The organism is Paenibacillus alkaliterrae, from assembly GCF_021532375.1.
GTDB lineage: Bacteria > Bacillota > Bacilli > Paenibacillales > Paenibacillaceae > Pristimantibacillus > Pristimantibacillus alkaliterrae.
In genome coordinates, this window is sequence record NZ_JAKGAP010000070.1 from 1 (window position 1) to 24,397 (window position 24,397).

A 24,397-nucleotide genomic window follows, 5' to 3' on the forward strand; every position below is an offset into this window, starting at 1 on the left:
AAATCTAATCGCCAAATGCTTGTCGGTGGCGAATGAAAAAAGCCACCGTCATTGGCGGTTCCGAATTCACCGACAATTAAAGTGGCTGATGACAGTAAGGTAACAATTCTCTGAGCCAAGGCGACATTACTATTAGTTAATTGTGCTACTTCCCCTAGAGGCGCTTCTGTAGTTAACACTACATCGCCTACCTTTGGTAGACCTCTAACCATCCATGAATCATAATCTTTTTCATCAATAAATTCATTTGGAGAAAATATCGTTCCATTTTTAACTATTTTTGCAGTAATTAGAGGAATACCGGCGTCAGTTTTCTTAGGAGTTTTCCCTCTATAATCAATTAATGTTTCGAGAACTTCTTCTAATTTAAATGTCTGCCACTCGGAATTAAAACTCAAACCCAATCCCTCCAAGCCGCTTGCGAATCTCTTCTTCTAGGTGGTGTGATTTAGCAAATTGCTCCGCCAGTTCTGATGTTAGTCGTGCCATCTTATCCTCGAAAGGTTCGCTGTCCTCTTCGACATCTTCAATGCCAACATATCGTCCAGGCGTCAATATATATTCATGCTCTTGTACTTCCGCAAGTTTCGCAGCTTTGCAGAAGCCCTTAACATCCTCATATGCTCCAACTTCAGCTTGCCCTCGCCAAGCATGGTACGTATCGGCAATCTTCTTGATATCTTCCGAAGTCAGCTCACGATGCGTACGATCGACCATTTGGCCCCTTTTGCGGGCATCGATGAATAATATTTCTTCACGGCGGTCTCGGAGCCCTCTTGGAGCCTTGTTCTTCGCCATGAACCAGAGGCAGACAGGAATTTGCGTCGAATAGAATAACTGCCCCGGAAGCGTTACAATGCAATCCACCAAATCCGCATTGACCAACTTGCTCCGAATGTCCAATTCAGCCGTTGTACTCGTAGACATCGAACCATTCGCCAAAACGAAGCCGGCTACACCACTTGGAGCCAGCTTGTTCACCATGTGCTGAATCCAAGCATAGTTGGCATTGCCTGCTGGCGGTATACCATAAGACCAACGGGCATCTTCCATTAACCGATCGCCGCCCCAATCGCTAATGTTAAATGGAGGATTGGCCAGTATATAATCGGCCTTTAGGTTCTTATGCAAATCGTTATGGAACGTATCTGCATGATGTTCGCCCAAGTTGCTATCAATTCCGCGGATCGCCAAGTTCATTTTGCAAAGCTTCCACGTAGTGGGGTTCGATTCTTGGCCATATACTGCGATATCTCCGAGCTTGCCTTGATGTTCTTCGACGAACTTCTCACTCTGAACGAACATGCCGCCAGAGCCGCAGCACGGGTCATAGACCCGGCCCTTAAATGGCTCGATCATCTCAACGAGTAAGCGGACAACGCTGTTCGGCGTGTAGAATTCGCCGCCGTTCTTACCCTCAGCACTAGCGAATTTGCTTAGGAAGTATTCGTACACTCGGCCAAGTACATCCTTGGAGCGGCTATCTTCATCGCCAACCTTGAACGAGAACAAGTCAATGACTTCGCCAAGGCGCGTTTTATCCAAAGCTGGTCTGGCATAATCCTTCGGCAAAACTCCTTTCAGCGATACGTTCTCCTTCTCGATGTCGATCATCGCTTGATCAATGATTTGGCCAATCTCCGGTTTCTTGGCATTGTTCTTAATGTGGCTCCAACGAGCATCCTTCGGCACCCAGAAGATGTTCGCGGCGACATATTCATCCCGGTCTTCGGGATCCGCATAGGGCTCATTCTTCAGCGCTTCGTATTTCTCTTCAAATGCATCCGATACATATTTAAGGAATAGCAGGCCTAACACGACGTGCTTATATTCCGCAGCATCCATGCTGCCGCGCAGCTTGTCGGCCATGCTCCATAATTTTTCTTCAAAACCTAAGTTCGCTGTTGCCATTAGCAAGCTCCTCTTAAAATATTCTTTGATATACTTCTTGTTTCGCTTGTTCCCATCTTGCGTGGGCTTCCAGAATAACAGCTTTGTATCGCTTCTTCTCGTCCAAATAATGGGTAACCAACTGATGCTGCTTCTCTTCTGGCAGTGTAGGAATTTCGATTTCTCCAACATCTGAAGGATTCAAGTTCATGACCGTTGTTCCCCGCTGGAAGCTTTGAATAAACGCCATCCCTGTCGGACTCTCTAAAAAAACCTTTACAAATTGAGCAAATAAACTCGACTTGAACCGAATTACGATAATGTTGGCGGAGGCAATCACCATTTCTTCACTGCCTGGGAAGATGGCGAGTTTAATCACGGTTCCTCTGCATGTCATGACCAGATCACCGGGAAGCAATTCATAACGCTTCACCTTACGCTTTTCTTCGTCGATAGTCTCCAGCCCTTCTAACTTAACCTCGCCATCCTCCAAATTAGAAATATTCAACACTCTAATCTTGCCTTTCTTCAATTCTTGCTTCGAGATCGCCTTCCCGCGGAATATATCCGCCATGTTGCGAAGCCTCTCCTTCGGCATGGAAGCCTGCTGGAAAGAGCGCAGCTTTTCCTGCTCTTCGTCGAGCAGCAGATCGATCCTCCAATTGTCCCATAGCTGGAACTGATCTGGATGAATCGTCACTTCCCGATCAATCTCCAGAGTTTGCTTCCTTATGATCAATCTACCTATCCGCACCTCTGGTAGACTTTCCTTACCGAATTCCACCTGATACGTCCTTACCGAGGTATAAGGCCTGAACAAACCATCCGGAAGCGTATAAATCGATTGCACTGGTGCTTCCATGTTCATCTCATGTCTCCAGCCTGCGATTGCTCCTCCTTGGAACATCATGCGTGGCGGGAAAGTCACGCTTAGCCTGCCTCTCTCCTGCAGTAAAGGTAACAGAAAACTGACGGCTGCTCCCTCCGATTCTCGAATCGAGATTTCATCTTCATCTTGAAGCTTTAGACCAAAGTTTGGAATGGACAGAATCGCGTCGAATCTCTCTTCCATTTGCAACGGCTGGTAGATGCTCCCTTGAATTACGGTAATCCGAGGATTCAGTTCAAAGTATATTTTAAGTAAACGACAGATCATATAGTTTTCCGACATCAACGTGACGTGAAGATCACGCATGTAGCATTTCGTCTCGTATAGACCTTGTAGAAACTTCTCCGTCTCTGTTATGAGAATGGAGCTAAACTGGCTTTGGTCGCACATATCAATAAAGCGTTCCATGATTCCGGGATGCGCCATAAGCGTCCCGGTTATTCGATCCTGCTGCAGCGTGCGTAATGCATACTCCAGCAGGTCCAGTTCTTTGCCTGCATGGTACAGTCGGCAGAATAGATCCCGATCCCCAGGAAAATGTCCCAGCTCCCGTTCACCGACTTGCTCTTTCATCCATTGGAATAGCTCTTCTGCGCCCGCCTCCTGTTCCCATTCGATAGTTTTATGCCGCTCAATCGACTGGCGGGTGCGATTCACTCGAATCGCCTCCCGCAAAAGCTGATCCCTTGAATAAATCTCATGAAGCAAGCATAAATTCCAAAACGATTCAATCACTCAATCACCTTCTTTCTTGCATGGCATATTCCATCAAAGAAAAGTTTAGGACCTGAAATTTCCGATTTTGGCCAAAACCTCATCCGGAATATGTCCTAAAAAATAATTTTCAATGTATTCCCAGAATCGATCGTTATCCACTTCATTCTCGAACAAGTGGGTTAACATCGCCACCGATAGATAATGCCTTTCTTTTACATTCTCCAAAATATAGTTTGTATATCTCGCTGGGTTTTGTATGCTGCGTTCGATTTGCATACGGGAGTTGATACGAAGGAATATTTCGGGATTATCTCCCCCGTTCACGCGATAGATCAAATTGCCCAGAGCTTCTAGTATACCAAGAAGAATAAATGTTTTCTCTACTTTCTCGGGGTTTACCTTCGGCAAGAACAGTGTAACGTGATTTGGTTCGGTATTGATTTGCTGCCCTTGGTTGAGGATTTGTCTCCACTCGATTTTGATCCAATCTAGAAATCCCGCATACCCACTGTTCTGGAGTGAGTATTTCTCCTTCGATTCGCTATACTTAATAAATCTCTGATAGAAGTTGGAATGTTTCTGCATAATCCGATCATAATGATCCGCACTATGAATCAGAATTGAGGACAGATTCTCACAAAAATATTTATCGCCCTTTATTCTCTTCTTCAGCTCCGCCGCAAATTCTGATATGGAGAAGTAGCTTCGTTCCTTGGCGTATGTACCGAATATATCCGCGATTTGCTCTAATTGATGATTCAGCTCATTCGTGAACTGATCACGGTGTAATGATTTAAGCGCAAGTTCCAGCTGTAATACGGGCAGAAGATGAACTAAAAAAGGCAGTCCCAGATCCTCATCTTTCGAATGAAATTTATATTTGAATTGAGGGAAGGATAGGCTCTGAAACCGTGATTCCCACATGTTCTTCATATCACAGGTGTAGATATTGCCATACGCCGTCTTATGTCCTTCTGCAACCTTTTTAAAGTATCTACCGTATCGCTCCAGAATTTGCTGCTCTTGATCTTTCTGTATCATAAAGTACTCTTTAGCAAATACGCTTCTCGGACGGGCGATGATAGGCGAGTACCCCATTTTGGCTTTAAAATCCTTCTCGATAATTAATAAAGCTGTCTTCAGCTTGTTATCAACTTCATCACTTGCCTCAGCGCCTTGCTGGAAGATATATCGGAATTCCTCCGCATTGACAAGAAGATGACGCACATTGCTGCTGTGCCTATTTTCATTAATGAGTTGAACAATCTTTGCCATCACTTGAACTAGTTGCTGTTTACGAATTGTGGAAATTCCATGCAGTCGATTAACATGAACGAAGTCCTTGGGCAAGAAATCAAAATATGCGTAACCCCGCTCCAATGCCCTTGCAGCACGTCCGATCTCCTGAACATAGTCACACACATTACCTGTCGGAGCGAAGTGATACACATTCATAATATCAGGCAGATCGATACCCATTCCGAACGCTTTGGTTGCAAGCATGACTAACGATTCACCTTCCTTGAACCGTTTATAGTTTCCGTTTTTGAGATCTTTGGAGAGAGGACCATAATATGACGTTAGATGCTGACGCAATCGCTCGCTCGCATAGATCTTCGTAAATTCATGAAACTGATTAATTAATCCGACTGTAGGGAAATAGACAAGCGTTTTTTCACCTTTGGCCAGGTACTGTTCTAACCTGAATACAAGTACCTTAAATTTATCCTCCAGATATTCCTTAAACCTCTCCTTAGATTGACTGGTTTTCTTAATGCGAACCTCCAGATCATCCCGCTTCACATATCCAAAATAGCTAATGGGATTAATGAGATTCAGGCTATCTCTTGTTTCCGCGTACATATCCTCTACTCCACCATAAATTGCAGTTGCAGTAAAGGTAGCAATGGGGAACTGCATTTCCTTCTTGCGTAGGCGCTGGAGGTAACTACCCAAATACCAGTAATCCGAGCGAAATGCTTTCCCCCATGTTGTGACTATATGTGCCTCGTCGATCACGAACAGACCTACCTCTCGGTCTCCGATTAATTGCGCAATATCGGAGCGACTAAGTAGCGTCTCTGGCGAAATATAGAGAATGGAAATTTCTTTTGTCCGAATCCGTTCAATGATGCCCATCTTCTCAACCGGCGTAATTTCCGAATTAATTGTTGCGGACATGTGCACATTGCGATCCATCAGACCTTGTACCTGATCCGTCATCAAACCGATTAACGGAGAGATAACGATGGTCATTAGTCCATATTTTTCAGCAAGGTAAATAGCGGGTACTTGAAACATAACCGATTTGCCCGCACCGGTCGGGGAGGTCACGAAGATGTCGCGATAGCTCTCTCCCTGCTGCGCTAATGTGGCCTGCTGCACGATGCTGTCAATGACCTGACTTTGAGGAATAAAGACCGTTTCCTTCTTAAATTCAGGATCATGAATATCTTTGTACATTCGCAAGTCACGGAAACTCGTATAATTCCAGTACTTCTCGAGTACGCGCAAATATTCTGTCTCATATAGCTGAGGTACAAGTGATGTCGTCTTAGTAGCCAATACGAACGAAATATGAGGAAGTAGGCTTTGCAGAAGCTGAATTCGCTCGCGATAACGATGAATTGATACACTTAGATCCCCCGTGTAAGAGATCCGAACTTCTTGTTGCTCCATTGCTGTATTCGATAACAGTCGGGCTATTAGTCCAACCAGTACATCTTCTTCTTCTACAAGCTCAAGTTCTGCTGTGTCGTCATTTGCCAACTTGTGTTCTGGAAGCTCGAGGTCGGGAATTGGATAGTAATCACTCGCCGGCTCGGAATCAGCATATACAATAAACCAGTTATTATCGATTTTCTTTAACGTTCCATAATATTTCTGAAAGATTTCAAAGTCCGGATCCTGCTCAGGCTCTTCGGTGGAATTCTCATCCTCGAAATAAGTGATAAACAACCTCTCCGCGGCATGTATACTATATAAACAAGGATAGGTGCGGTGATATACATTGTTTTCATAGATCATAATGTTGAAGTAAAGGGACAGTACTTCTGTTCCAATGACTTGATATTCCTCATAGGTGCACCAAGCAGCCTGATCGATTTGGTGGAGCGATTGGAACATCTCTGGCAGAATCGATGCTTTGGCTTGATCGAGCTCATGAATTGCCATTGTAACCGAATACGGAATCAGCTTGCGCAAAGGCATCGTTTCGAAAAATGAAGCTGGAAACCCTTTGAATACAAAAAGCGCCTTTTGGTTCGAATCCTGCATCATTCGCAAGAGATCTTGTTCGATTCTTTTATAATTGTTCATCCTGTCAACCTCCCATTGGTTCTGGCCAGTAGTAGTCCTCGCGGTTTGCCCTTTTTCTCATTTTATTCGCTAATTTCTTCAATGCCTTGGCTTCTATCTGTCTGATTCTCTCTCGCGTTACTCCGAACTTTTCCCCTACTTTCTCGAGAGTTTTCGGTTTGCAATCACCAAAACCGAACCGTTCCAGGATAACCCCTTGTTCCCGTGGTTTGAGATGAGTGCTTATCAATTCATGAAGCAGCTTCCTTAAGTCGTGCTGCTCTGCCAAAAGTGCAGGATCAAAATAAATTTTACTGTACTCGCCCAATAACCGATGCGTCTCCAGACTTATAAATTGACTTAGTTCCGACTCTTGACCATCCTCCGAAATATTCTGTTCGGTGGACGTCATCCCTAGCACCTGATGCTCAACGATCTTGGCTCGTTCGTATTGGTCTGCAGAAATGCCAAGTTTCATAATAATCGCCTGTTGGTCAGGGATGTTATTCTCCACTTCATAAGCTTGTTCTTCCCGCCGGATCTTCTGAATGAGTTCAAACATATGTACCGGCACTCGAATCATTGTCCCCGTATCGACGATAGCCCGTATTATACGTTGCCGTATCCACCAAACAGCGTAAGTCGAGAATTGAACATCCTTTTTCACATCAAATTTTCTAATTGCGTCCATTAGCCCTATCGTACCTTCTGATACTAGGTCATCATAGGAATGTTGATGATTGGAATATCTTAAATACCTCGAAGCTAACTTGTGAACAAGCTTCATGTTATCGACAACCAGCTGTTCGAACTCTAGGTCGTTATGAGTCTCATGGTACCCTTTCAGTAGGATAGCATTTCTCGAATAAATACTCTGACTGGAAGAGTGTTCCATTATTTTCGGATCTGAGACTGGCTTCCATTCCATATTTAAAATGTCATCAATGCTCGGTTCTTCGTTTGCTTGCTTGGACTGGTTAGTATACAGGATATTCTGGAAACCCATAATCTCAAGAAACATCTCGACGTCATCATTCTCGAGTTGCTCATTTGATAAGGATTGCAGAAGAGCCTTCGCCTCGGCAAAAGGAATTGTCTGCTTATCAGGAAAAGTAAGTTCAAACACTTGCTGTACCTCGCGAATACTCTTGCCCATTTGAAGTCCTCCTTAATTACCAAAAACACCCTATACGAATATTACCATAATGACATTTGATATTTCAATATCAAATTATAAATCGGTTAAAATTTTAATGGAATGACTCCCCAGAAAAAGAGGTTTTTCGTATTTGATACAGACTTTAATGCCACTTATACAGCTATAACTTACTCGGCATGCCCAAGACTTTCCAATTGTTTAGTGAGCAGCTCCAGAAAAAGAATCTAAAGTCGAGTTCCTGAGGTCTTTTTCTCATATGCGCATCGTCATCAAGTCGCGACGGATTGTTACATTACCTATATAGTCGTCGTACACCCGTTCTCCTATCTTAAAGGCATACCAAAATAAGAAAAAGCCGAGCGAATATCAGGAAATTGATACCCGAAATTCGTCGGCTCAGTTATATTCTTATTTCTGCGGAGTGATGGGTAGTTTACTTAAAATATAAATTCACATGAGACTCTAACATGCTAAAGTCCCGGCATCAGCGTAAACGTGAGAATATAGAGCACTATAATGACGTCAGCCTAGAAGCACTCTCGGTAATTCATTGCTGAGATAGAACCAATTCGATTCTTTACGTCATTAACTTACTTGCAAGTCTAGAGGCCCATTCGCGAATCGTATCACTCTGATAATGCTTTAGTTTTTCAATATTCATGGTATCGCATTGGTTAAGAACTGACTGATCCCAATGACCACTCTTTAGAACCAATCCATCAAGAAGCTGCTTAATGTTTCGCTCAATTATCCTAAAGGATAATTGATTCATCGGACGGAGAATAAGTGTCGAGATAGACCAGTCAACCGGTCTTGCAACTTCGACAATATAGGATGTTGAGGCTCCATTAGTTACTTGTATAATGGCACATGTCCGACGAGAGCCATTCATGCATACAGAGAAACGCCTGCCGGGCGGCACTCTTACTACTGACATTCTCACGTTTACAGTTAACTTCTTCTTTAACATTTCAATCATCTGAAAAAATAGCTCTAAGCCAATTGCTTCAGAGGCCGGAATCGTTTCAAGTGTCTGAAAGTCGATAGGAGGGGTATCTCCGCCAACCATGGAATCATGAGTACTGACTTCTTCAGAAGCAGCTGCGTGTTTTCCCCCGCGTCCAGTCGAAACGAAGACTTCATTTCCTGTATTCGAATGTCTTACACTTGATCGACGAGTCTCCACTACAGGATAATTGGCGAAACGCATTATTGTAGGGGAGGTTTCCAGTATATCTTGATTTGAATCCTCTTTGGCGTTGTCGCTTTGATCGTTTAGCACATAATCAGTGTTTTTAGAGCCAGGAATCATACGAATCGTCTTGTCACCCGAACTCCATTCGCGACGTTTCTTTGAGGGATGCCAAAAGAGAATCTCATTTGATGGGTGCTGAAATCCGCCTATGGCAATAATCTCTTTGACCAACACGTAATCGATAAATTGCACCCCGCGAGTATGCATTTCAATAGAGCCCAAAGACGGAAGATCAATGTTTAAAGGAACACCTTTTTTCAAGGAAGAGGATGGATTATAGGGTGAACTTTTAACAGCCTGAATGAACATATTTTGATAGACGGAGTCCCACAAGGAACGTATCATCGGGTCTGAGTAGATCCATGATAGATGGCGAACATTACTGTCTGTAGCCAATTTGGCTGGAACTCGATTGCTCAAGTCTAAATGTAATGTTTTCCCCAATGAATAGCTATTATCGATTAACAAGTCCAAGCCATGGGGTTGGAGCAAATAGTAGGCTAAGTACCTCGAGTTAATGAGCATGGCTCTGATTAATTCAATTACCGGTATACAATATGTGAGACCATTCGTTTGGTACTGAATGATATTCTGTAACCCGAGCTCTGGAATTTTACCAAAATCAATCAAACGTTTAGGCAGCTTAAAACCGTTGGTCACAGTGCCGTGGTTGAAGGCATCTATGGTAAATTGGAATGCCGATCCGCTCATGGGTGTAATCTGGTCATAAGTCCCGTTTGAATAGATTTGACCAATACGCAAATAAGGAATCGTTCCCCAGGGGTAGGATACTACCTTTATCCCTTCGGCTGAAGTTCTAAATGCTACACGAATTCTCCAGTTCCCCTTATAATCCATAAACGGCGATCCGAACCAGACTAATTCCGCCTCGTGATTCTCTGGAAAAGGCCAGGATTTCAACGTCAGTGTTGCCATGAAGATTTCTCCTCTGATGATGTGAATGGTTGCAATAATCGGCTTTGACCGATGCATCGATCAATTTCACCTGATACTTCCTGAGAATAGTCCGGTCTTAGTCCTGCAAGCTTCTCCAGCTTCCATCGTTTAATCGGCCACTCTCCTGACAAACGTTCCGCAGCCCAGCGTACTCTGCGCATCTGAAATTGTGATACGGATTCTATATAGACCGTTAAAATACTCATCGTTACGGGAAGCTTATGTTGATTCTTTTCCAACCAACTTAGCTTCCCAATTCGCTTGCCAATCAAAGCAATCGTAATTCGAACAGGCTTGGAGTTGATATCAGCCAAGATGGCTTTACATGTCTGTTCAACTCCCCAGCTTAGCTCCAGATCACGTTTTTCCCAGTTAACGCGCATGAATGGAACATCACTTGAGCTAATCGAAGGAGAAGTAGTTCTAGCTTTATTAGATTTCTTTGGTTTAAGTGGACCATTTCTTTCAGGCAATTTTCCGTTGGCATACTTGATGACAGTATTCGTATCCACCCCTAGCCTCTCAGCAGCAGAGCGATAGGACATCCCATCTTGCATGCACTGCTTTAGCTTATCTGACCATATCGGGCCGAAAGTCTTGATTCTTCCTCGGTAGTACTTGTCAGCTTCAGATTTATCAGGACCACAACGAGAATAGGAGAATCCGCATGAACATGCAAAGGTACCAACAGGTCGCCCTGTATCTGAGCAACGGGTGATATCACAATGCGTAACAACTAATTTCTTATAATGGTCAGCCGCCTTATTTAGACAGGGCCAAGGGGCATTGCCAAATGGAGCGTTTGCACCGTTAGTGCGATCAAGAAATTCACGAAATGATCCATATAAAAAGCGGATAAGAAGCAACTGACGTAAAGGATGAATAGCTCGCCGCGCTGTTCTCGTTGATTGCTCTAACCACGAATATCTGCTTTCTGTTGGGTCACTATCTATTAGATCTAACAACTCTCGACTATAGAAAAGCACAAGCTGCTCGCAAAGCTTCTGTTGGCGGATACGAGATGATACAGTAACATATCCCTTCTCTGCTAATCGTGGCAGGATAGCCTGTCTTAAGTCATATAATGCCGGCAGATTGTCCTGCTGAACGAGTAAATGAATGTCTTCAGCAATATCTGACAGACGATCAATTAGTTTATCAGGTAAATCTTCAATGACAGCAATCGAACGAAACATATGTCTAGATATCGGCAAAACATTTAAACTATGTCTATCCGACACTGGACTCGTTAGCTTATGTAGAACTCTCCGGTGATGAGGACAGAGATATACACCTGGTAATTGATGAACTCGATGCCAGTAGGGCTCACCATAACGTTGAATGTCTTGTTCGTAACAGGAAGGGCAAAACCACAATCGATCCGTCCGATCAATCGTGCTTGCTGTTATGCCTACTAAAGCATGAACGCCCGATCCATCCATGCTTCTCATAAGTGCCTTAACGCGCGTAGCTCGGGAGTCCGGTAAGAAAGGGGCATAGTAAGAATAAAAGGTGTGCTTCATAATCCATTCATCAGCCATGATCTGAACTACGTTTCTTCTTGACAATGCATCCAGATGGCTTGGAAGATCGATCGTAGGAATGACATTGTCAGTACCGAAAACTTCCCTAAGTGTCCATTTGGGACTCGTATTATTTGATCTAATGTGATACCTGGCGATCACACTGTACAAGAGTTCGTCAGGGTATGGGATTGGAAGTGCACACCATTCACTCAACTTTCATCACCTATCCGAGAAACTCCATTGGATTTTTAATATAATCCGCAGCCTTCAACGAATCGTAAGCAGACATTTTCTTCTTTCGGCCTTGTGATACAATGAGCCGCAAGTCGCTTGGATTCGACGGTATTACCTTTGGTTTCGTCTTACTACGCTGCTGCGATGAGTTATTCACCAAAGCACTTTGCTTCTGCAATGCCACTTTAAGTGCCTCTTTATGAAGATCGATTTCATCCAATTCATGAAGATGAATTTTCGTTACCTCTTCCGCAGCTTGAGAAGCTATTACTTGTGTCACACCAGCCTCGATTAGCCATGCACTGACTTCGTTTATCGTCTGTTCAGTGACGTAATAGCCAAGTTCTGTTCGAATCACTTCTAATCGTTCTGCTTGCCTTTGTTCAGCTTCAATGCGATCCAAATAATCGTCGATGGAAACACTGTCATAAATATCAGCGAATTTCTGGATCTGAGCTTTCTTACCTGAGCGTAGAGCCTCTAAAGCTGGCCTAATCAAGGTGAGTCGATCCTTTGCCACGGAGCGAATTAGCCCCGGCGTAACCGATTCGAGTTCTTTATCCAAAGCTCTCCATTGCGTTAGCATGAATAGCTTAATGGCAATATCCGATATGCCTTGTGACTCTTCATACATGACATCAATGAACTCTTGATCCAACTCGACTTTCTTGTCCGTCCACTGGTACTTCCACAACCCCTGAAGCAACCAGGTCCATTCCTCATCTTTCTTGAAGTGATGCCATGTGGCATCTCCTTGACCACTATTCCGTCTAGCATTACGAAACTCGCCGTTCAATGCAGGAAGAGCTTTGTAGGTTCCGACAAGAATAACCGGCAGCCCAATGGTATTAACTAATTGAACAAAGAAATTAAGCATTTGAGCAGCGCGGTCATCCTTGGCTTCTTGAAGATTCTGAATTTCATCAATGACAAGAACCCCGAGGCAGTGGACTGCCGCAGCTTGTGCCATCAGAGGAAGTAACTCATCCGGGTTCTTGGTTACATTTTTCTTGTAATATTTTGTTCCAACGAGGCTGTCTACTGCTAACAATAAGTTTAGACATAGCCCTCTTATGGATCCATCATGAGGGCAATCCATCTTCAACCAAACAATTTGAAAAGGAGCAGGCATATCCTGCCCTCTATATTTGCGGTGCAGAATGACTTGCGGATACATTTGCAGGATTCGCAACAAACTGCTGGACTTACCAATCCCAGATATGCCAACTAAGGCAAATCCAGCAGAGGTTGGAGTATTCACTGGGTAACCGCTTGTATTGCCCTGCATAATGAGCTCATAGGCGTCCTTGCGAGCTCTGAAAGCGTAATTTGGAGTCAGAGGGTTACGACCTACATAACCGTCACGAATAAGCCTTGAAATGCTCTGCTGAAGCTCCAAATGTCTGGATAACGGTCGAAAGAAGTCGCGTGATATACGTTGAACACAGTGCAATCGGAGATGAACGGGAAGGTCACGCTCCGAGGCATTGAAGATTGGCTTGGACGCCAGTTTGTTCACAACCGTCTTATCATCCCAAATCGGTGGGAGAGCTTCGAGCAGTGGGTTATTTCGATAATCTTCAAGAAGCGGATCTTGGTAATCGGCTTCTACAAACTCGCCGCGGCTGAAATGGAATAACGGGACATCAAATTCGCTCATTCATCATCACCATCTTCAAGCAAATAAGCTTTTATTTTAGATAACTTGTCCGCTGGAGGAACATAGGCTTGTTTGGTCTCTGCCTTGTCGTCGCGTTTCAAAGGAACTACGTTGTTTGTTGGATTGCTTGGTGTCGAGACTTTTTCAGACAACTGGAATGCTTCTTGTTCACGATTAGACGCTTTCTCGTTAGAACGCCGCTGTCTGGTGCCTTTAACACGCTTACTGTTACTTTCCTCGCTTTGCTGAATGGCTGCATCCGTTTTCTTAGTTGCCTCATCAACGATAGCCTTTGTTTGTGCATCGAGCTCAATTTTGGATAGCATGTTGTTAACTTCCTGATGTCGTCCTTGGTACCGCTCAATCTCGAGCAAATCTTCGACTTCCTCAATTCTCTTATTGAGGTATCGCTCTTCACGTTCTAGTAGAATACAAGTCTCGAAAAGGTGCCCTTCGTCTAACCATAAATAGATTTCATTCGTTGATCGAGGATCGTAGCAGACCTTTACCCGCCAAGTCTTGCCTGCTCTTGCCTTTACAAACCATTGTTCACGCATAGCCAATTCACAACTATAATGCATACCCTTGAACTGAATACCTGCAGCAGTAACTGTTGCCTCACCTTGATACATTAGATTTAGCTTAACGATATGCTCCGGTTGTTTCTTAAGCCTTCCGTTGCGATTGATGATTCCCCAGTGCCACAAGTCTCTTGGAATAGGAGATACTTCGTCAGCCACCATAAACTCATTCCTGTCATACCACAGCATGTGATGATCATTATTATGATAAAGGACAGTTTGAATCATAATTTTTGTAAACTCTCGAAGCGTTAACTTTGCATCCAAACGATAATCTCGTTGTCCACGTTCTCTATAGCGCTCTTTTATCGCTCCAGGAATGAATTGAATGCTCCGTAGGTTCGCCAATCTGAACTGTTGTTCAACGATGCCTTTCCAGTCGGCACGATACGGAGGGGCATTTTCCACATCAACACCAAGCACATCAATTAAGTGACTGGGTTTCTCCCCTTCAAGTTCCCCACGATCTGCCGTCAGTTTCTGCGGTAAATGACTAGATACCCATTCTTCAGGTTCGATATCTATCCCATATTGGGCACAAAACTTTACCTTATCGGCTGTCGTATTAGCTAAAGCCATCATTGCACCAATCCAGCTTGGACCTTCAAGTCCAATGTAGATACCTGCAATATACCGACTGAAGACATCAATAACGATATAAATTATCGGGCGACCAATGATCCACTCCCGGCGGTACTCACTGACCAAATACACATCTGCAACGGTCGCATCAATCTGAAACCTAGACCCTGGGCCAAAACTTTCAAACGTGGAGCTTCCAAGTATAGGCCGATAATCTAAGGCATAACGTTTTTCTCCAAGCCGACTTTTTAGCGTATCCTCTAAATTCATTTCTTTCTTAAACCAGTACCTGTACTGCCCAAAACTCGGCAGCTTTTCAGGGGGAGGAAGGATCGGCACCAACGCTTGTCCATCTTGTCGAAATCCGTTAGCAAAGAACTTTTCCAGTGTTTTTTGGAACGCATGTTTGAGAGGAGCTTTCTGCTTATTGTTATAGAACAGTCGGATGCCCGATCGCAGCAATTGTTTTGTCTCCTCGTCGATATTTATGCCTACCGGTTCATCTTCAAATTTTCGCGGACGACCGCGCTTCACATCTCCCGGTGATCTCTCAGTTCCATAACTACCACTATTATTGAAGTGTGGCAGAAGAGCATTCTTCATCTTTCCACCTTGCCAGTACCTTCGTAGGTAGCGGTAAATCGTACTTTTATGTAATCCGGTTCGCTCCTGCGATTCTCTTACTCGTGAGCCTCGGGAATTCTTATCGAAGCAGCCCGGTTCATCCATAACGATGTCTTTAATTACGTCCCACGCTTTATCTCTAATGGTCAGATACTCTTCATTAATGTCCTTATCCAGTAAAGGTATATTTCCATTTATCCATTCGACTGTCTTGAGAAGATTCGATTCGAAGCCTGCAACGTACTCGTAATAAGTTTTCATAATTGGGAATGCCTTGTCATCTTCCATTACAATACTGAAAACCACGTCGTCAGAAGGGGAAATCCACAATATACGTTCTAAATGCCGATCTTCTGAATCAGACGATATCCATTCCACGACCATATTTTCATAAATAGCCTGCATTATAATCACCCGCCTTTTGCTTCAAGTCTATATTCAGGAGTTGCTATCTTAAACTCTTTCGCAGGGAGAGTCGGAATGATTCTTTCATTCATATTTACAGACCACTTTTTACGCGCGACAAAATGACGGAACAATGCAAGAGATGTTCCAACTTCTAGTCCTAATCGTTCGTCGCAAGCTAAACAAGCCTTCGATATTGCCTCACCTTCGTCTAAACGGGCAGCGAGCATTTGTTCTAAATTGCGAATAGTAAACACACCTAGATCAGATACATCCTCGTTAAGGTACTCCTTATGGACCCACTCAATATTTCTAATCAGCACATCAGGTAAATCACGGTCAATAATAATGCCCCAATCTATATGACGCGTTTCCCAATAGACCCGCTCAATTTCAAACTTGGCTATCGTGCGTTCATCTTCCATTTCACTAAAAGGCTTCACAGTCCTTGCACAATCCTTGTCCCCGTAGGTAATTAGGAAATCCGTAGTCATCACGATAGGAACGCCAGTTTTAGGATCCTGCGGATGATTTACTCCGATTTTCTCTGCAATCATCAAGGTTTCCTCAAGTGGCAATAGAGGGTATTGTTCACGGATATCCGAGACCTCATCTGCATAGTCAAGCAGATAACAATAATCACGCTCAATATCCGAAAGAAGCTCGTGTCTTCGGCCAGTCGTCCAGCCTACGCCACGAGTTGCTCTGCCTTCCGATGGAACGTCCTGAATCTTGAGCCAAGGAAGATAGTCTTTACCGGTACCTTGACCTCTGCCTTCCTTAATCATTTTTTCGATTTTCGCTTCGGTTAGTTGCCTTTTTCGTTTGGCCATTCATTCACCTCAGTTGTTAGTAGGCTCATCCGAATGTCTCTGATCCTCTGGAATGGTTTCTTTCACAGCCTGCCGCTGTTTCCTTAAAGTCACTAACCTTTGAAATTCCAGATAGTAAGCATCGAGTCTCGCTGAATTAACAGGTATGTGATCTATCCTTATGCACACGACAGAATTGCCATCATTCAATATGACTTCTATTTGATCTGGTTTCTCCTCATGACTTCTTATGGATACTGGCCAGCCTCCAATGAACTCGGCATGCTTAAACCATTGATGTCGAACAGCCCATGAGCAAGAATAGATTTTCCCATCAAACCAGATCCCGCTTGGAGTTACGATTCCTATATCCAATTTATCTTCTTCCAAGGTAACACCCCGCTTTTTTCGGTAATGTTACCATGATTACACTTTTCGGATTTTTTAATCCGTAAACGGATATTTATTTTTCCTTAGCTTGATATGTATGATTTCAAACAATTCGTTTTTTTCGCGAGTAGGGAGGGATCGAATGCTTTCGAGCAATTCCAATTCCTCATTTGATACATTGGTTTGAACAGAAGTCGACTCAACGTCATCTGCAAGTAGCCAATTCAAGTCGCATTTGAATTTATTTCTGAGTGCAATAATCGTTTCGCATGACGGGAGGCAAACACCGCGTTCAATATCACTAAGTGTCCCTTGTGAGACTCCAATCCTGACCGAAAATTCCTTTTGATTCAATTCATTTGATTTTCGAATAAATCTGACTTTCTCACCTAGATTCAACTGTATCAGCTCCAGAAAACAAAAATACCCCGTAATTAGTTACAATTACGGGGTTCAAGCTCATGATGTCTGTTATTTGGAGTAAATGCTGTCACACCCAGCAGTCTAATACTTTATTTACTCAGTCTAATACTTTATTTTCACAGTCTAATACTTTATTTTTCAGTCTAATACTTTATTTTCACTGAACAACTCCAAAACATACTAACTAGCCACTACTCCACCGTAACGCTCTTCGCCAAGTTCCGAGGCTTATCAACATCATGCTCAAGCGCCAGCGAAGCATAGTAGGAAATCAATTGCAGCGGAATAACCGACAGCGCTGGAGAAAGAATCGGCAGCGTCTTCGGAATCGCGAACAGTTCGTCGACGGATTTGCTTACCTCTTCTTCCGCGCCTGCGTTAGCGATACCTAGAACGTGAGCGCCGCGCGCCTTCACTTCTTTAATGTTGCTAAGTGTTTTCTCGTAAAGCTCTTCTTGCGTGACTAACGCGATAACCGGGATACCATCCTCGATCAGCGCCAGCGTTCCGTGCTTCAGCTCGCCAGCCGCGTAGGCTTCGGAGTGAATGTACGAAATCTCCTTCAGCTTCAGCGAGCCCTCTTGAGCGACTGCGTAGTCTACTCCGCGGCCGATGAAGAAGAGATGCTTGTGGTGCGAGATCGACTCCGCCACTTGCTTTAGCACAGCTGCTTGCTCGAGTATGCTATCGACCTGCTCCGGCAGCTGCTGCATGGCCGCAATAACGTCTGCAATATGCGATGCTTCTTGCGTCCCAAGCGTTTCAGCTAGGTACAGACCAAGCAGATAGAACGCAATAAGCTGCGATGTGTAAGCCTTTGTTGAAGCAACCGCGATTTCAAGACCGGCCCATGTGATCAACACATGATCCGCTTCGCGGGCGACCGAACTGCCGACTACATTCGTGATCGCAAGCACGCGGGCGCCGTTGCGCTGCGCTTCGCGAAGCGCGGCAAGCGTATCCGCCGTTTCGCCGGATTGGCTTACGACGATAACGAGCGTATCCGGGGTAATGATCGGCGAGCGGTAACGGTACTCCGAAGCGACATCATTTTCGACCGGGATGCGGGCAAGCGTCTCGATTACCGATTTACCTACAAGACCTGCATGATAAGCCGTTCCGCAAGCTACGATATGCACCTTGCGAATCGACTTGATATATTCAACTGTCATACCCAGCTCTTTCAGCTCAACCGACTTGCTGTCCTCTGTGATACGGCTCATCATCGTATCGCGGTATGCCTTTGGCTGTTCGTAGATTTCCTTCAACATGAAGTGATCAAATCCGGCTTTCTCCGCCGTTACAAGATCCCAATCGACATGAAATATTTCCTTGGAAATAATTTCGCCTTCAGTCGTCATCACTTCGACACCATCGCGTGTCAATACAGCCATTTCGCCGTCGTTCAAAATGTACACGTTGCGCGTATGCTCCAGAATTGCCGGAATATCCGATCCGATGAAGTTTTCGCCTTCGCCTACTCCGATAACAAGCGGGCTGGCGAAACGAACCGCAACCAAACGCTCAGGCTCATGCTCCGTTAAGACGCCAAGCGCAAACGCTCCGCGCATACGCTTAACCGCCCGTTGTACCGCTTCGACAATGTTGCCGTCGTATTCGTCGGCAACAAGGTGCGAAATAACCTCCGTATCCGTCTCCGACACGAATACATGACCTTTCACCGACAGTTCTTCCTTCAGGTTCAGGTAGTTTTCGACAATGCCGTTATGAACGACGGAAAACTTCGCTGAGGTGTCTGTATGAGGATGCGAGTTCACATCCGACGGCTTACCGTGAGTTGCCCAGCGCGTATGACCGATACCTACGGAGCCGGCAAGCGGCTCTTCGCGCAGCAAGCTCTCTAAATTCGCCAAACGACCTTTGGACTTCGTAATCTCGAGCCCGTTCTTCGTGAAGACAGCGATACCGGCAGAGTCATAACCCCGGTACTCCAGCTTCTTCAATCCTTCGAGCAAAATGTCCTGCGAGTCGCGTTTACCAATATATCCTACAATTCCACACATAATTTAAAAAGCCTCCGATAAAGTGTATTTCCCGTCCTGACCGGATGCTTGCCAATGTATGGCAAGGGCAAATATGAAGTTGTCACAAAATAATCCCATTCGTTGCGGAAAATGTAACTCCACTGCCCATGCCCACCCCACTGGCGGCATCCTGGACATACAGGAGCAAATGAATTTAAACAAAATATCATTTAGAAGCCTGCCGCACGTTTGTAGGACCGGTCGCCCGGCCGTTTTGCGTAACGGCTTTCGGTTGGCTTGCAAATACCGGAAGGTCCCCGCCGAATGTTTCGAACACCTTCACCTCGTCAGCTTCCCGTATGAATACCCGTCTCAAGCTCTATACAACAGCTCTGAAACCGGTCCTTCATCACGCAAGCTCTGGCGCTTAATAGGCTTAAATACCTCTATCCTCGCTTTCCTTCTTGAATCACACTACCTATCATATTCATTTTTTCTCCTCACCGCAACCCGCTCTTTGAAAATTATCATCCCTTTTTTCCCAAAAAGTACAGAGAAGGCCTATCGGTTGCTAACTTCGACAGACCTTCGACAGATTATGATGAAAAATTAACCTAGCTCATTTTTCACTACATCGGCGATTTGTGCGACATAAGCCTCAACCTGCTCCTTGTCAGGACCTTCAGCCATGACGCGAATGAGCGATTCCGTTCCGGATGGACGAACCAATACACGTCCGTTATCGCCAAGCTCAGCCTCTACCCGCTTCACAGCTACCTCGATTGCCGCATTTCCTTGATATAGGCTCTTGTCTGCAACGCGTACGTTCACAAGCTTTTGCGGATATTTACGCATCAAACCTTTAAGCTCACTAAGCTTCTTGCCTGAGGCAGCAAGCGTATCGACGAGCTGAAGCGCCGTCAGGATGCCGTCACCCGTCGTAATATGATCGAGGAAAATAACGTGGCCGGATTGTTCACCGCCTAAATTAAAGCCGCCCCGACGCATTTCTTCCATGACGTAACGGTCTCCGACCGCAGTCTTCGCCGTTTTCAAGCCAATGCGTTCCGTTCCTTTGAAGAAGCCGATGTTCGCCATTACAGTCGTAACGATCGTATCCTCCTTCAGCTTGCCCGCGCGCTTCATCGCATCGCCGATCATGCAAAGGATAAAGTCGCCGTCGACCTCCTCGCCCTTCTCGTCGATAGCGATCAAACGATCAGCATCCCCGTCAAAAGAAAGCCCGAGATCCGCGCCGTGCTTCAGCACCTGCTCACGCAAATATTCCGGATGCGTCGAACCGACGCCTGCATTAATATTAAGACCGTCCGGCTCCGCTCCTACCGTTATAATTTCCGCTCCAAGCTCACGGAATACGGAGGGTGCAAGCTCGAATGCAGCGCCGTTCGCGCAGTCTAACACCATTTTCAATCCGCTAAACTCACCTTTAATCGTCGTTTTCAGATAGTTAAGATAGCGCTGCTTCGCTTCATCGTCGCTTGATACCGCTCCGATATCTCCGCCCTCCGGACGCGGCAAAACATCCGTCTCCGCATCGATGAGCTGCTCGATTTCCAGCTCGGTGTCATCGGATAATTTGAAGCCGTCGCCCGCAAAAAATTTAATGCCGTTATCTTCCACAGGGTTATGCGATGCCGAAATCATGACGCCCGCATCCGCCCCAAGCTCTTTCGTAATATAAGCGACGGCCGGCGTCGAAACAACGCCAAGACGCACGACGCTTGCACCGATCGACAATAATCCTGCAATTAGTGCAGCTTCCAGCATTGGACCCGATATCCGTGTATCCAAGCCGATAACGACCTTAGGCTTATTAGCTGTCCGTGTTAAAACATAACCCCCGCAGCGACCGATTTTGTATGCCAACTCTGGCGTAAGCTCGCGATTAGCTACACCGCGCACACCGTCAGTACCGAAATATTTCCCCATAATCATTATGCTCCTTTGTCATTTGCTGCTTATCCTATCTCTTACATAGCCTCTTCTTCAATTAAGAATTTGAATTCGACCCGTTAGCAGCATTACTGCTGCCGCTGTTCTCTCCGCCCGGATCTGGCAATGCTCCCTCCGGCTCCTTTGATGGTGTGCCGCCTACCTCCTCCGATTCCTCCTGCTCTGCTTCCACGGAGGCATTGTCGACCAGTTCAATGGAAACCGTCAACGTCTGCCCATTTGCCAGAACCGTCTGGACATAGGGCGGCACGTCGACCTGGAGGGGCACGACATGTACGCCAGGCTCCAGTCCTTCCACGTTGGCAATGATATGAATATCATCCTTCTTCAGCTTGGAGAGCACGGTTTCCGCCCCGCTTACAGTCAGATCAAAGTTTCCGTCTGCCGGAGAGCGAATAACCGCGGACAATCCGCTTGCCGCGCCCTCTATCGCAACAGACAGCCCCGAAAGCGTTCGTGTGACGATTGGCGCCACGACGACCTCAAGCGTCACTTCGGCAGGATCTACTCCTTTAATGCCATTTACAAGCTGGGTTTTCACCTGCAGGCTTCCGCTCTTCTTCACATTAGATAAATCGAGAACAACACCATCATAAATTTGCAGCTCATTCAGCGTCTTCTGATCACCGTAAACCGTTACTTGCTCGACAGCCGGCTTAACGTACACTAGGCTCAGATCGTCAGGCAAGCTACCCGTATACCTTACCTGCAACGGGACCGTTTTAAATGGCGGCGTAACCTTTACCTCGACCTGTACCGTTTCAGGCGAGACGACAGCATTCGTCATTTCAATGCCTTCCGAATCATATACGACCACCTTGGCCTTCTTAATGACTACCGTTTTATCTGCACCCTCAACATTAATTTCCGCCGATACGACTCCAATTCGGCTCATATCGTCCTTCGGCAGCGTGACCTCAACAGCGCCAGTCGGCTCAATGATTGTCGGCGTTCCGGCGATAAAGCCGTCCGCGGGCTTTCCTTCCGCAACGACTTGCAGCTCGAATGGCTTCGTCAGTATTTCCTCAAGCTGAACCGTCACGGTTCGCGGAGACATCTGCACCAGCTGAATGCCTTTAGGTAAGCTTACGGTCAGGGGCAATTCCTGTATGCCAGGTTTCGCATCCTTCAAGTCCACCTTCACGATATAATCATCATCGGAGGACGCCCTCATCAGGTCCGTTAAACGCCCCTGCACGTCCAGCCTGACTACGGTCGGCTCCATCGCGGACAGCACATATTTATCCTCATCCAGGCCGTCCGCCGTAATGACGGATGCCTCGATCGTTTTCGTATCAATATTTGATGTGACGGTCTGCGGCGACGTATCCGGATCGATATGTACAACCGCCCACAATAACAATCCAAGTATAATCGAAATAATTTTGAGCGCGGTGGGATGATTTAGCCATTTATCCATTTCCGCCTCCTTTCCGCTTCCAGAACGATGACATGGACAATCGCTCCTTGCTGCGTCCGCTCGTCTTCGGCGTTAGCTCGTCGAATAACTTCGAGATAAGCGACTCCTCATTAATGTCCCGCACGATCATTCCGCCAAGCGACAAAGAAATTTGTCCGGTTTCTTCCGATACCGTGACGGATACCGCATCCGTTACTTCGCTGACGCCAATCGCAGCACGGTGGCGGGTCCCAAGCTCTTTGCTTATAAAAGGATTTTCGGACAGCGGCAAATAACAGCCCGCAGCCATAATTTGATTTCCGCGAATAATGACCGCACCGTCATGAAGCGGAGTATTTGGCGTGAAAATGTTAATGAGCAGCTCGGACGTAATTTTCGATTCCATCCGAATGCCCGATTCAACCAGCTCGCTCAGGCCGGTACTGCGCTCAAATACGATTAGCGCGCCGATTCTGCGCTCTGCCATAAAACGTATCGCTTTAATGACGCCGTCAATTTGCTCATTCACCACGTCCCGGTCGAGCGTGTTCGAGCGCGCGAACAGCTTCCCGCGTCCAAGCTGCTCCAGCACCCTTCTCAGCTCCGGCTGAAAAATAATGAGTACGGAAAAGATCCCGAGCGTAAACAACTGATTCATGAGCCACTTCAACGTATACAGATTGAACCAGGTGCTCAGCGCCCATACCGCAACGAGCAAGAAAATGCCCTTCAGCAGTTGAACCGCACGGGTTCCTCGAACGAGCAGTATCATTTTATAAATAATAAAGCTAACGATGCCAACATCGATAATGTCCTTTACATAGTCATGCCAAGTTAAATCCAAGAAATAACTCATATGCCAACCCCCAACAGCTGTTTCCGCTTCGTGTCTATGTTCGGATATCAACTTTATTATTTTCTAGATATGGGATTGGAAATCCTTTTTTTCAAAAATAAATTAAAAAATGCCCCCCTGCATAAGGGAGGCCGGTCGAATTAACGAGAACTGCCGCCGAAAGTTTGCGTCACCTTATACCAGAACCAATCCAGCGCTCGATCAATGGTTCGGCTCTGACCTGCTATATATCCTGTAGAAGCGAGATTCAAGGTGCCGTCGATAACGGTTACGTTGCCATCGATCTCACCCTTCACATCCGCGACTCCGTTCTCCACCGTCAAATTTCCGGTTAAATGCACCCCTTCCGGCACAATTACGGTATTGCCTTCTATTATGATCTGCTGAAGATCCTCGCCCGATACGATAAGCTTCGCGTCTTCTTCCCACATGGTTAAGAAGCTGCCTAACATGACGAGTGCGAACACTGCAGCTGCGGTTACGCCTGGGTACTTATAAATTAACCGTACGATACCACTTCGCTGCTCGCTCTTCTGCTTCGGCAGCTGCTGCATAATCCGCTCCGTTAACTGCTCCGACGCCTTCTTGTCATACTCCGCGGCAGGCTTAATCGCTTCTAAAGATTGGAATGCCGCGGCGTCCGTCTTCTGGAGCTGTTCCAACCGACCGCGACAAGCCGGACATGAAAGCAAATGAGCCTTTAACGTAACGATATCTTCACGAGGCAGCTCGCCGTCCAAATAATCATGCATCCATATGATGGCGACGTTGCAATTCATAGC

Annotated in this window: 16 protein-coding genes and 2 pseudogenes; all 18 read right to left on the reverse strand. The window is 45.7% G+C overall.

What is annotated here, in order from left to right; all coding sequences use genetic code 11:
• Positions 1-398 (reverse strand): annotated as a pseudogene (locus tag L1N85_RS22110) (hypothetical protein); the annotation flags it as partial.
• Complete coding sequence (locus L1N85_RS22115) at positions 388-1,911, reverse strand: class I SAM-dependent DNA methyltransferase (protein WP_235241236.1); 1,524 nt, start codon at positions 1,909-1,911, stop codon at positions 388-390. The gene L1N85_RS22115 and the pseudogene L1N85_RS22110, both read right to left, overlap by 11 nt.
• Before the next feature lie 13 nt (positions 1,912-1,924).
• Positions 1,925-3,436: a restriction endonuclease subunit S gene (locus tag L1N85_RS22120; protein WP_235241237.1), complete on the reverse strand. Its 1,512-nt coding sequence runs from the start codon at positions 3,434-3,436 to the stop codon at positions 1,925-1,927.
• Between the two features lie 123 nt (positions 3,437-3,559).
• A complete protein-coding gene (locus L1N85_RS22125; protein WP_235241238.1) occupies positions 3,560-6,814 on the reverse strand; it encodes a DEAD/DEAH box helicase in 3,255 nt (1,084 codons plus the stop codon).
• Positions 6,815-6,818: 4 nt separating this feature from the next.
• Entirely contained in the window at positions 6,819-7,949 is a 1,131-nt protein-coding gene (locus L1N85_RS22130) for a sigma-70 family RNA polymerase sigma factor (protein ID WP_235241239.1), read from the reverse strand.
• A gap of 580 nt (positions 7,950-8,529) precedes the next feature.
• The gene (locus L1N85_RS22135) at positions 8,530-10,143 is read right to left on the reverse strand and encodes a Tn7-like element transposition protein TnsE (RefSeq protein ID WP_235241240.1); all 1,614 of its coding nucleotides are present in this window, start codon (positions 10,141-10,143) and stop codon (positions 8,530-8,532) included.
• Positions 10,131-11,360 carry a TnsD family Tn7-like transposition protein gene (locus tag L1N85_RS22140; protein WP_235241241.1) on the reverse strand — a complete coding sequence of 410 codons (1,230 nt, stop codon included), beginning with the start codon at positions 11,358-11,360 and terminating at the stop codon, positions 10,131-10,133. Before L1N85_RS22140 ends, L1N85_RS22135 begins: the two co-directional genes overlap by 13 nt.
• Positions 11,361-11,435: 75 nt before the next feature.
• A pseudogene (locus L1N85_RS28040) lies at positions 11,436-11,903 on the reverse strand (TniQ family protein); the annotation flags it as partial.
• Positions 11,904-11,913: 10 nt separating this feature from the next.
• A complete protein-coding gene (locus tag L1N85_RS22145; RefSeq protein WP_235241242.1) occupies positions 11,914-13,584 on the reverse strand; it encodes an ATP-binding protein in 1,671 nt (556 codons plus the stop codon).
• Positions 13,581-15,776, reverse strand: a complete 2,196-nt coding sequence (locus tag L1N85_RS22150; RefSeq protein ID WP_235241243.1) for a Mu transposase C-terminal domain-containing protein — start codon at positions 15,774-15,776, stop codon at positions 13,581-13,583. The genes L1N85_RS22145 and L1N85_RS22150 overlap by 4 nt, the downstream gene beginning before the upstream one ends.
• 5 nt (positions 15,777-15,781) lie before the next feature.
• Positions 15,782-16,609 (reverse strand): TnsA endonuclease N-terminal domain-containing protein, encoded by an 828-nt coding sequence (locus L1N85_RS22155; RefSeq protein WP_235241244.1) that lies wholly within the window; start codon positions 16,607-16,609, stop codon positions 15,782-15,784.
• Between the two features lie 9 nt (positions 16,610-16,618).
• Positions 16,619-16,978 (reverse strand): hypothetical protein, encoded by a 360-nt coding sequence (locus L1N85_RS22160; RefSeq protein WP_235241245.1) that lies wholly within the window; start codon positions 16,976-16,978, stop codon positions 16,619-16,621.
• A gap of 54 nt (positions 16,979-17,032) precedes the next feature.
• Positions 17,033-17,377, reverse strand: coding sequence for a helix-turn-helix domain-containing protein (locus L1N85_RS28045; protein ID WP_407946544.1), 345 nt, complete (start codon positions 17,375-17,377; stop codon positions 17,033-17,035).
• A 215-nt stretch (positions 17,378-17,592) separates the two neighbouring features.
• The gene (gene glmS, locus L1N85_RS22165; protein ID WP_235241246.1) at positions 17,593-19,425 is read right to left on the reverse strand and encodes a glutamine--fructose-6-phosphate transaminase (isomerizing); all 1,833 of its coding nucleotides are present in this window, start codon (positions 19,423-19,425) and stop codon (positions 17,593-17,595) included.
• Between the two features lie 570 nt (positions 19,426-19,995).
• Positions 19,996-21,336: a phosphoglucosamine mutase gene (glmM, locus tag L1N85_RS22170; protein ID WP_235241247.1), complete on the reverse strand. Its 1,341-nt coding sequence runs from the start codon at positions 21,334-21,336 to the stop codon at positions 19,996-19,998.
• 61 nt (positions 21,337-21,397) lie between these two features.
• Positions 21,398-22,780, reverse strand: coding sequence for a CdaR family protein (locus L1N85_RS22175; RefSeq protein WP_235241248.1), 1,383 nt, complete (start codon positions 22,778-22,780; stop codon positions 21,398-21,400).
• Positions 22,773-23,615: a diadenylate cyclase CdaA gene (cdaA, locus tag L1N85_RS22180; RefSeq protein WP_235241249.1), complete on the reverse strand. Its 843-nt coding sequence runs from the start codon at positions 23,613-23,615 to the stop codon at positions 22,773-22,775. Before cdaA ends, L1N85_RS22175 begins: the two co-directional genes overlap by 8 nt.
• A gap of 140 nt (positions 23,616-23,755) precedes the next feature.
• Positions 23,756-24,394, reverse strand: a complete 639-nt coding sequence (locus tag L1N85_RS22185; protein WP_235241250.1) for a zf-HC2 domain-containing protein — start codon at positions 24,392-24,394, stop codon at positions 23,756-23,758.
• Positions 24,395-24,397: the final 3 nt, after the last annotated feature.

Excerpts from the sequence above, each read along its gene's own strand:
- L1N85_RS22115 (WP_235241236.1), bottom strand. The coding sequence starts at position 1,911 with ATGGCAACAGCGAACTTAGGTTTTGAAGAAAAATTATGGAGCATGGCC.
- L1N85_RS22125 (WP_235241238.1), bottom strand. The coding sequence starts at position 6,814 with ATGAACAATTATAAAAGAATCGAACAAGATCTCTTGCGAATGATGCAG.
- L1N85_RS22130 (WP_235241239.1), bottom strand. The coding sequence starts at position 7,949 with ATGGGCAAGAGTATTCGCGAGGTACAGCAAGTGTTTGAACTTACTTTT.
- L1N85_RS22135 (WP_235241240.1), bottom strand. The coding sequence starts at position 10,143 with ATGGCAACACTGACGTTGAAATCCTGGCCTTTTCCAGAGAATCACGAG.
- L1N85_RS22140 (WP_235241241.1), bottom strand. The coding sequence starts at position 11,360 with ATGTTTCGTTCGATTGCTGTCATTGAAGATTTACCTGATAAACTAATT.
- L1N85_RS22145 (WP_235241242.1), bottom strand. The coding sequence starts at position 13,584 with ATGAGCGAATTTGATGTCCCGTTATTCCATTTCAGCCGCGGCGAGTTT.
- L1N85_RS22150 (WP_235241243.1), bottom strand. The coding sequence starts at position 15,776 with ATGCAGGCTATTTATGAAAATATGGTCGTGGAATGGATATCGTCTGAT.
- L1N85_RS22155 (WP_235241244.1), bottom strand. The coding sequence starts at position 16,609 with ATGGCCAAACGAAAAAGGCAACTAACCGAAGCGAAAATCGAAAAAATG.
- glmS (WP_235241246.1), bottom strand. The coding sequence starts at position 19,425 with ATGTGTGGAATTGTAGGATATATTGGTAAACGCGACTCGCAGGACATT.
- glmM (WP_235241247.1), bottom strand. The coding sequence starts at position 21,336 with ATGGGGAAATATTTCGGTACTGACGGTGTGCGCGGTGTAGCTAATCGC.
- L1N85_RS22175 (WP_235241248.1), bottom strand. The coding sequence starts at position 22,780 with ATGGATAAATGGCTAAATCATCCCACCGCGCTCAAAATTATTTCGATT.
- cdaA (WP_235241249.1), bottom strand. The coding sequence starts at position 23,615 with ATGAGTTATTTCTTGGATTTAACTTGGCATGACTATGTAAAGGACATT.
- L1N85_RS22185 (WP_235241250.1), bottom strand. The coding sequence starts at position 24,394 with ATGAATTGCAACGTCGCCATCATATGGATGCATGATTATTTGGACGGC.